Genomic DNA, 6,726 nt, shown 5'->3' with positions numbered 1-6,726 from the left:
GGGGGGGGGCCCCGCCCCCCCCCCCCCCCCCCGCCCGCTGCGGACGCGATCAGCCGTCGGCTGTCACCGTTCGTCGATCAGTCTCGATCCGACCGATCGATCAGTCCTCGTCCTCGTCCTTCTTCTCGATGACGAGGGTCTCGGTGGTCAGGACCATGCCGGCGATCGAGGACGCGTTGCGCAGGGCGCTGCGCGTGACCTTGACCGGGTCGATGATGCCTGCGGAGACGAGGTCGACGTACTCGCCGGTCGCGGCGTTCAGGCCGGTGCCGACCTGAGCCTCCTTGACCTTCTCGACCACGACGAAGCCCTCGAGGCCGGCGTTCTCGGCGATCCAGCGCAGCGGCTCGACGACCGCCCGTGCCACGGCGCGCACGCCGACGGCCTCGTCACCGGAGAGCCCGAGGTCTCCCTCGAGGATCGAGGACGCCTGGACGATGGCGCTGCCGCCACCGGCCACGATGCCCTCCTCGATGGCAGCGCGGGTCGCGGAGACCGCGTCCTCGATGCGCATCTTCTTCTCCTTGAGCTCCACCTCGGTGTGAGCCCCGACCTTGATCACGGACACGCCGCCGGCCAGCTTCGCGAGGCGCTCCTGGAGCTTCTCGCGATCCCAGTCCGAGTCGGTGTTCTCGATCTCGCCGCGGATCTGCGCGACGCGGTCGGTCACGGCCTGATCGTCACCGGCGCCGCCCACGATGGTGGTGGAGTCCTTGGTGATGACGACGCGGCCCGCGTGGCCGAGCACCTCGGCGCCGACGGTCTTGAGGTCCAGACCGAGGTCGGAGGTGACGACCTGCGCACCGGTGAGCACCGCGATGTCCTGCAGCATCGCCTTGCGGCGATCGCCGAACGCGGGAGCCTTGACGGCAGCGCCCTTGAAGGTGCCGCGGATCTTGTTGACGACCAGCGTGGACAGGGCCTCGCCGTCGACGTCCTCGGCGATCACGAACAGCGGCTTGCCGCCCTCGACGACCTTCTCCAGCAGCGGGAGGATGTCGGCCACGGCCGAGATCTTGCCCTGGTGCAGCAGCACCTGCGCGTCCTCGAGGACGGTCTCCTGGCGGTCCGCGTCGGTGACGAAGTGCGGGGAGATGTAGCCCTTGTCGAACTGCATGCCCTCGGTGAAGTCCAGCTCCATCGCCGTGGTGGAGGACTCCTCCACGGTGATGACGCCGTCCTTGCCGACCTTGTCGAAGGCCTCGGCGAGCAGATCGCCGATCTCGCGGTCCTGGCTGGACACCGAGGCGACCGAGGCGATCTGCGCCTTGCCGTCGACCGGGGTGGCGATCTCGCCGAGCTTCTCGGAGAGGGCGTCCACGGCCTTCTCGATGCCGCGCTTCAGCGCGGACGGCGCCGCGCCGGAGGCGACGTTGCGCAGGCCCTCGTGCACGATGGCCTGGGCGAGGACGGTGGCGGTGGTGGTGCCGTCGCCGGCCACGTCGTTGGTCTTGGTCGCGACCTCCTTGGTGAGCTGCGCGCCGAGGTTCTCGTACGGATCCTCGAGCTCGATCTCACGGGCGATGGTCACGCCGTCGTTGGTGATGGTGGGGGCGCCCCACTTCTTGTCGAGGACGACGTTGCGGCCCTTGGGGCCGAGCGTCACCTTGACGGTGTTCGCGAGCTTGTCGACGCCCCGCTCGAGGGCGCGACGCGCCTCCTCGTTGTACAGGATCTCCTTCGCCATAGGGCTCAGGCCTCGATGATCGCGAGGATGTCGCGAGCGCCCAGGACGAGGAACTCCTCGTTGCCGTACTTCAGCTCGGTGCCGCCGTACTTCGAGAAGACGACCTTGTCACCGACCGTGACGTCCATGGGGACGCGCTCGCCCTTGTCGTCGAAACGGCCGGCGCCGACGGCGACGACCTCGCCCTCCTGGGGCTTCTCCTTCGCGGTGTCCGGGATGACCAGACCGGAGGCCGTGGTCTGCTCGGCCTCGAGCGGCTTGACGACGACACGATCCTCGAGGGGCTTGATGGAGACCGACATGCGGCTCACTCCTTCATGAAGAGTTGACTCTGCTTGAGTTCTTGGGTGGTGGGATCCGTTCCCGATCGTCGTCGCGGTGCCGACCGGGGAAGATCCCTCTGCGGCAGTCTCTGGCACTCTCGGCCGTCGACTGCCAACGGCGCCAACTCTAGGACCTCCGCTGGCACTCATGCAAGACGAGTGCTAAATCGGGGGCGGCGACGACCCCGGCGATCCGCGCCCCGGGCCGGGGTGACGCCCCCGGGGGCTCCCCCCTCTCACCCCACCGAGACCCCCGGGCGCCGCGCCCGCCTCGAGCAGGAACGGGGCCGTCGGCACCCGCTCGAGCACGGCGCACCTCCTCCGCGGTCGGCCCCGAGCGCCCCAGGTCACACACTTCTTGTGAACCTGGCAACTTGTGCATGCCGGAGGATTCCGCCGTCCATGCGCGCACGGTACAAAAGAGGTATCGATGACGCCGCCGCTCCTGCGATCCAGGGCTCCGGCCGATCACGTCTCTCCGAGCCGAAGGGGATCCCCCATGCAGTTCTTCCGCACCGTCAACCGCGCGCTCTCCGGCCTTGCCGACCGCCTGCAGGGCCAGGACGTCGAGCGGAGCTCGTCCCCGGAGCTCCGTCGCGGCGCGGATCATGCCGCCATCATGCGCTCCCGCCACAGCCAGGGGATCGGCCCGGTCGGCCTCGGGCGCTGAGTCACCGCCCGGCGACCTCGAGGATCCGGGCGACCTGCGCGGGATCGAAGCGATAGACGGGCCGCCCGATGTCCTCCAGGGCGTCCCCGGCGTTCGGGAGCACGGAGCTGACCACGCGCGGCGCTCCCTCGTCGATCTCGACCACGCTCACCCCGGACAGGGCGAGCGCCTGCTCGTCGGCGCCCGCGCCGAGCGGGTCGACGACGTTGGTGACGCCGGGGGCGACGTGCACCGGGACGCCTCCGATCGCCCCGCTCATCTCGTGGTGGTAGTGCCCGGCGAGGACGATCCGCACCGAGGACCCCGCCAGCTCCGCGGCCAGCGCGTCGAGGCCGTCCAGGTCCAGACCGCGCAGCAGCGCGGTCGCACCGACCAGCGGCGGATGGTGGATCGCGAGCACGGTCTCGCCGGCCGCAGGCGCTGCCAGCACCTCGCGCAGCCAGCGCAGCTGATCGGGCTCGAGATGCCCGTAGCCGGCACCGGGGACGCTCGAGTCGAGCACCACCACCCGGTCCCCGCCGGGCAGGGACACCACCCGGTCCTGCCGGGCCGCGGTCCGCTGGCCGGGGGCGATGCTCTCCGAGTAGACGGCCGAGACGTCATGATTTCCCATGACCACCACCAGCGGCGCACCGAGCTCCGCCGCGAAGGGGTCGAGGATCTCGTGCAGGAGCCGATAGCTCTCGGCGGTGCCGTCCTCGGAGGCGTCCCCGGTGTGGACGACGGCGTCGATCGCGTCCAGGCCCTCGAGGCGCGCGAGCAGTCCGCGCAGCGCGGCGGCGGTGTCAATGCGGTCGTAGTGGCGGGCGGCGGGATCGCCGAACAGATGGGTGTCGCTCAGGTGGAGGATGCGCATGGGAGCACCGTAGTCACCCGAGATGGCCGGGAGGTGACGCTCAGCCCAGCGCACCGACCCATTCGGAGTCCCCGCCCTCGAAGACCTGGTGCTTCCAGATCGGCACCCGCCGCTTGACGGTGTCCACGAGCTCGTCGCAGGCCGCGAAGGCCTGCTTGCGGTGCGGGGCGGCGACGGCGCAGACCAGCGCCGAGTCGCCGATCCCCAGCGGACCGTGGCGGTGCGCGACGGCGACCAGGGTGTCCGGGAAACCCTCGGCGATCTCGCGGGCCACTGCGGTGATCGCCTCCTGGGCCGACGGGTGCGCCGTGTACTCGAGCCGCTCCACCCCGCGGCCGCCGTCGTGATCGCGGACCACGCCGTCGAAGGTGACCACGGCGCCGCAGCGCGGATCGGAGACCGCTCGGATCGTCGCCGCGAGGTCCAGCGGCGCCTCGGTGATGTCGGCGCCCCGCACGCGGTCCGCCACGGACCCCATGCCGGGGTCGCCGGCCACTCGCAGGGTCCCGGCCGCCGTCCCGGCCGTGGTCCCCGCCGACGTGCCTGCCGCGGTCCCCGCCGTCCCTGCCTTCGGGCTCATGCGTGGTCCCCTCCGTCGCGCTGGTCCAGAAGATGGTCGAGGATCGGATCGAGCACCGCGATCCCGTCCCGCACGCCGCCGCGGGAGCCGGGCAGGTTCACCACGAAGCTCCGCCCTGCCATGCCGGCGACCCCGCGGCTGAGCAGGGCGGTGGGGGCCTTCTCGGCGCCGAGACGGCGGACCGCCTCGAGCACGCCGGGCATCGCGCGCTCGATCAGCGGGGCGGTCTGCTCGGGGGTGACGTCGGTGGGGCCGATGCCGGTGCCCCCGGAGCTGATCACGACGTCGATCTCCTCGTCGACCGCGGCGGCGAGCGCCCGGCCGACCTCGGGGCCGTCGGCGACCACGTGCCGCTCCACCGGATCGAGACCTCGCGTCCGCAGCCACTGGACCAGGAGCGGCCCGGTGCGGTCCTCGTAGGTGCCGTCGGCCGCGCGGGTCGAGGCGATGACCACCCGTGCGGACCCGACGAGGGCGGGAGGCGCGGCTCCCTCCTCGCGCGCCGTGCAGTCCGCATCGGTGCGCCGTGCGGGCATCTCCTTCACCGCGGCTCCTCCCCCTGGTCGTGATCGTGGTCGTGATCGTGCTGGTCGTCGCGGCGCCAGTCGCCGCTCCTGCCGCCGGACTTCGCGAGCACCTCGATGCCCTCGATGCTCGCCAGATGGTCGACGGCCTTGATCATGTCGTACACGGTCAGCGCGGCGACGGCGGCGGCGGTCAGCGCCTCCATCTCGACGCCCGTGACCCCGGTGGTGCGCACCCGCGCGGTGATCTCGACGCGGTCCTCCCGGGCGTCGAGGTCGAGCTCGACCCCGCTGAGGGGCAGCGGGTGGCACAGAGGGATCAGCTCGGGGGTGCGCTTGGCGCCCATGATCCCGGCGATCCTGGCGGTGGCCAGCGCCTCCCCCTTGGGCAGGTCGCCGCTCGCGATGCGGTCGATGACGTCGGGCCGGGTGCGCAGCACCGCGCGGGCACTCGCCTCACGGGCGGTGACGGGCTTGTCGGTGACGTCGACCATGTGGGCGGAGCCGTCGGCCCGCACATGGGACAGCCCGCCGGGGGCGTCGTCCGCGGCGTCGTTCATGAGTCTCCTCCGGGGATCAGCAGTGTCTCGAGCACGTCGCCGTCCTGCACGGACCCCGTACCGATCGGGACGATCGCCAGGGCATCGGCGGCGGCGTATCCGCCGATCAGATGCGAGGAGGGCCCGCCCACCAGGCGCACACGTCCCGAGGGCAGCACCCGTGCCCGGCGGTACTGCTCGAGGGTCGGCGGCGAGGTCTCCTCGCCCTCCAGCTGCAGGGGCAGGCGCAGGCGCCGCCGGGCGGGTGCCCCGAGCGCGGGGCGGGCGATCAGCTCGCAGCTGAGCAGGGCGGAGACCGGGTTGCCGGGGAAGGCGAGCCAGGGGACCCGTCGCCCCTCGACCTCCACCGTGCCGATCCCCTGCGGGCCGCCGGGCTGCAGGGCGATCGTCGGGAAGGCGAGGGTCACGCCGTCACCCTCGGCGGCACGGCGCACCACCTCGAGCGCTCCCATGCTCACCCCGCCGCTGGTGACGACGAGGTCGGCGTCCTGGGCGAGGATCTGGGCGCGCAGGGTTTCGAGCAGGGCGTCGGCGTCGTCCGGCACGGCGCCGACGTGCGACACCTCGGCACCCGCCTCGGTGAGCGCTGCGGCCAGTCCCGGTCCGTTGGCGTCGAAGAGGGCGCCGGGATCCGGGGCCGCTTCCGCCGGGGCGCGGACCTCGGAGCCGGTGGACAGCACGATCGTGCGCAGCGGCGCCTCGACCTCGACCTCCCGCACGCCGCAGGCCGCCAGATGGGCGATCCGCGCCGGGGTGAGCCGACGACCCTCGCGCAGCACGGTGTCGCCGTGCCGAGTGTCCGAGCCGCGGGTGCGCACGAATCTCCCGGCCGCGGCGGAGACCGGGGTGAGGGTGACGGTCCGGGCCGCTGCGCCGTCCTCGGCGCCCCCCGCGCCGCGCTCGGCATCGGAGGCGTCGAATCGTCCCTGGGCGCTCTCCTCGACCGGGATCACCAGCTCCGCGCCGTCCGGGATCGGGGCTCCGGTCATGATCGGACGCGCGGTCCCGCGGAGGAGGGCGGAGGGGGCGTCCCCCGCGGCGATCAGCTCCCCGCGCGGCAGCGTCACCGGCTCGCCGTCCCCGGCGAGATCCGCTGCGGCGACCGCGAAGCCGTCCATCTGCGAGTTGTCGTGCCCGGGCACGTCCACGCGAGCGCGCAGCTCGGCGACGGCCGCTCGTCCGACGGCCCGCCCGTCCAGGGGCACCGGCTCGCTGCGCCGCACGGCGCCGAGCAGCGCGACGGCGTCCGCCACGTGCTCGGTCAGGGGGATCCGCTGGGCTCCCGACATCTCGCACTCGCTCCTGTCCGCCGTGCTGGTCCGCTCTCATCGAGCCGGTCGGCTGTCATCGAGCCGGTCGGCTGTCATCGAGCCGGTCGGCTGCTCCTGCGCCCCGGTTCCGGCGCCTCCCCAGTATGGCGCGCCGCACGTCGAGGGAGCACGGCGCCGGCGCCGCCGAGGGACCGATCGGTCGCTGACGGCCATGGACCGCGCCACCACCGTCGGCGCGCGCCTATCCTGGGGGCA

The 6,726-nt window shown here is 72.8% G+C and carries 8 protein-coding genes; 1 reads left to right on the top strand and 7 read right to left on the bottom strand.

From position 1 onward, the window contains the following. Positions 1–100 precede the first annotated feature (100 nt). Together groL and groES are read right to left on the bottom strand one after the other, a co-directional pair. Positions 101–1,687, bottom strand: coding sequence for a chaperonin GroEL (gene groL / locus ACT3SP_RS12110; protein ID WP_444587544.1), 1,587 nt, complete (start codon positions 1,685–1,687; stop codon positions 101–103). A 5-nt stretch (positions 1,688–1,692) separates the two neighbouring features. Continuing rightward, a complete protein-coding gene (gene groES, locus ACT3SP_RS12105) occupies positions 1,693–1,989 on the bottom strand; it encodes a co-chaperone GroES (protein ID WP_444587543.1) in 297 nt (98 codons plus the stop codon). A 520-nt stretch (positions 1,990–2,509) separates the two neighbouring features. Between groES and ACT3SP_RS12100 the strand changes: the two genes are divergently transcribed. Next, the gene (locus ACT3SP_RS12100; protein WP_444587542.1) at positions 2,510–2,680 is read left to right on the top strand and encodes a hypothetical protein; all 171 of its coding nucleotides are present in this window, start codon (positions 2,510–2,512) and stop codon (positions 2,678–2,680) included. A 1-nt stretch (position 2,681) separates the two neighbouring features. On the opposite strand, the gene ACT3SP_RS12095 is transcribed toward ACT3SP_RS12100, so the two are convergent. The 5 genes from ACT3SP_RS12095 to ACT3SP_RS12075 all read right to left on the bottom strand — a co-directional run bounded on the left by ACT3SP_RS12095 (position 2,682) and on the right by ACT3SP_RS12075 (position 6,489). Next, positions 2,682–3,536, bottom strand: a complete 855-nt coding sequence (locus ACT3SP_RS12095; RefSeq protein ID WP_444587541.1) for a metallophosphoesterase family protein — start codon at positions 3,534–3,536, stop codon at positions 2,682–2,684. Between the two features lie 40 nt (positions 3,537–3,576). Then, positions 3,577–4,014: a molybdenum cofactor biosynthesis protein MoaE gene (locus tag ACT3SP_RS12090; RefSeq protein WP_444587549.1), complete on the bottom strand. Its 438-nt coding sequence runs from the start codon at positions 4,012–4,014 to the stop codon at positions 3,577–3,579. A 98-nt stretch (positions 4,015–4,112) separates the two neighbouring features. After that, positions 4,113–4,652, bottom strand: coding sequence for a MogA/MoaB family molybdenum cofactor biosynthesis protein (locus tag ACT3SP_RS12085; RefSeq protein WP_444587548.1), 540 nt, complete (start codon positions 4,650–4,652; stop codon positions 4,113–4,115). A 5-nt stretch (positions 4,653–4,657) separates the two neighbouring features. Continuing rightward, positions 4,658–5,200: a cyclic pyranopterin monophosphate synthase MoaC gene (gene moaC, locus ACT3SP_RS12080; RefSeq protein WP_444587540.1), complete on the bottom strand. Its 543-nt coding sequence runs from the start codon at positions 5,198–5,200 to the stop codon at positions 4,658–4,660. Continuing rightward, on the bottom strand, positions 5,197–6,489 hold the full coding sequence (locus ACT3SP_RS12075) for a molybdopterin molybdotransferase MoeA (RefSeq protein ID WP_444587539.1): 1,293 nt from the start codon (positions 6,487–6,489) through the stop codon (positions 5,197–5,199). Before ACT3SP_RS12075 ends, moaC begins: the two co-directional genes overlap by 4 nt. Between the last annotated feature and the right edge of the window lie 237 nt (positions 6,490–6,726).

The sequence above is a fragment of the Brachybacterium sp. AOP43-C2-M15 genome (assembly GCF_052446295.1).
Taxonomy (GTDB): domain Bacteria; phylum Actinomycetota; class Actinomycetes; order Actinomycetales; family Dermabacteraceae; genus Brachybacterium.
The sequence above is the reverse complement of the archived record's forward strand: the minus strand, read 5'-3'. Positions and strand labels throughout refer to the sequence as shown.